1 protein-coding gene is annotated in these 1,823 nt (G+C 44.9%); it reads right to left on the reverse strand.

All coding sequences use genetic code 11. The annotated features are described in order from the left end of the window. Positions 1 to 107 precede the first annotated feature (107 nt). Positions 108 to 1,127, reverse strand: a complete 1,020-nt coding sequence (locus QUA50_RS29150) for a glycosyltransferase family 4 protein (RefSeq protein ID WP_333268775.1) — start codon at positions 1,125 to 1,127, stop codon at positions 108 to 110. Between the last annotated feature and the right edge of the window lie 696 nt (positions 1,128 to 1,823).

Raw genomic sequence — 1,823 nt, forward strand, 5'->3', positions numbered from 1 at the left:
AATTTTAATTGTTATTGTGGGATGGGCGTCGGGCCCGTCCTTAAAAGACGGGCCCGACGCCCATCCCACACACTTGTGGAAGTTATTTAATTCTCATTCCTTAGTTTTTATTTTGCGTGCATTTTTTGCCGAATCTGCTCTCCGCGCCTAGCAGCAACTTGCGGCCAAGTCAACTCCAAAGCTCGCTGGCGGGCGGCGGCTCCCATTTTAGCGCGCAAATCAGGAGAATTAGATAGTTGGCGCAGTCCCTCCACCCAGGCGTCAGTATCGTAGGGAGGAAGAATTATGCCGTCAATGCCATCACGCACAACACCGCCTCCTCCCATCGGTGAAGCCAGAATAGGCAAACCGTGACCCATCGCCTCATAGATGACGAGTGGGCTACCTTCCTCGAGACTGGGAAAGGCAAAAAAGTCAGCTTGGCGATAGGCAGAACTGTAGTCCAAAGCATAATCAAAGTGAACGACATCAGAACGTTCCAGCAAATGGCCGCAAGTTTGAGCGATCGCCGGTTCGAGTTGACCAAAAATAGTCAGCTTTCCCTTAATCCCAGCTCGCTCCCAAGCCTGCAACAGTAGGTGAACCCCTTTGCGGACGCAGGCAAAGCCTAGGAAAAGGACGTTAACTTCCTCTGAAGGCGGTTTTTGGAATTGATAATTGGGGAAACGCTCTGGCGACCAACCTTCAGTGGTTAACAGCAGTTTTTCTTCAGGAACTCCGGCGTCTTGAAACGATTTTACTACTGCCGGACTCGGACAAAACAGAAAGTCAACTAGCTTGAGTTTTTGCTCTTCGTTCTTAATTGTTTCTGGGGTAATGTCGTGTTGAGGTTGCAATTCCAAGCGAGAGTAAGCATCGTCAAGGATACTCTTAGCTTGCCTTTGACAACTATTAACTCGCTCCCAAAAAATCGGCTTACTCTGCTTGTTAACGCTTTTTACAGTATCTACTGAGATACCGGGCCACAAGTAGGCAACATCAAAATTTTTGAGATCTTTGAGAAAACGCTTCTCTGCCTTAATTTTGGGAGCACTAGGGCTGCGGTAATACAGTTTTTTCAGCAATGACGGAATTGCTTCAACTATATTTGAGTCGCGACAGGAGCTATCGCAACTCGGGACAACCATGCGAGCCTTCAGCTCAGGGTTTTGCCATTGTTTGCACACTGAAAAAAATACGTGGCTGATGGCTCGGTCACTGCAATGAAATGGCAATAAAGCACTCAGTTTTAACATGGGATTCATCTTGAGTTAAGTAAAGTTTTTCTACTTGTTTCTAAACACGGATATAGAAAAATCCGGCTCGGTTTAGAGACCAGTCTAGTTTGATTGAAAAGTAGATTCGGCAGTCTGACAGTGGTTGTATGCTGACAAGATAACATTTAAGTGAATTCACTGACAAGGCCCTGAACCAAAAATTATGTAATTTTACTGTAAAGAATGAAACTGGAGCATCCAAAACGCACTAATAATTTTTATAATATGTTTGGCGTATTACTAAATAGGGTTTTTCAAGCGTTTTAGATAACGTGGTGATTTAAATTGCTGCTACACATACCCTCGTCCTAGCTCTTACGGACTCAGATAACCGACCGGGTATTAAGCCGGATTTGCTAAGTAATACCACTTATAAAAACAGAAGACGGAGAACCTCAACTTCGCGCTTAGTTGTCGGGACTCTAAAAGCGATCGGATTTTATGTTTAATTAAAGCGAGCTGCCAATCATTACCCAATACGCTTGGGTTAAGGAATGAGAATTAAATAACTTCCACAAGATTGTGGGATGGGCTCTTATAGCCCGTCCACTCATGACGGGCTATAAG

Source organism: Microcoleus sp. M2_D5, assembly GCF_036701935.1.
Lineage (GTDB): Bacteria > Cyanobacteriota > Cyanobacteriia > Cyanobacteriales > Microcoleaceae > Microcoleus.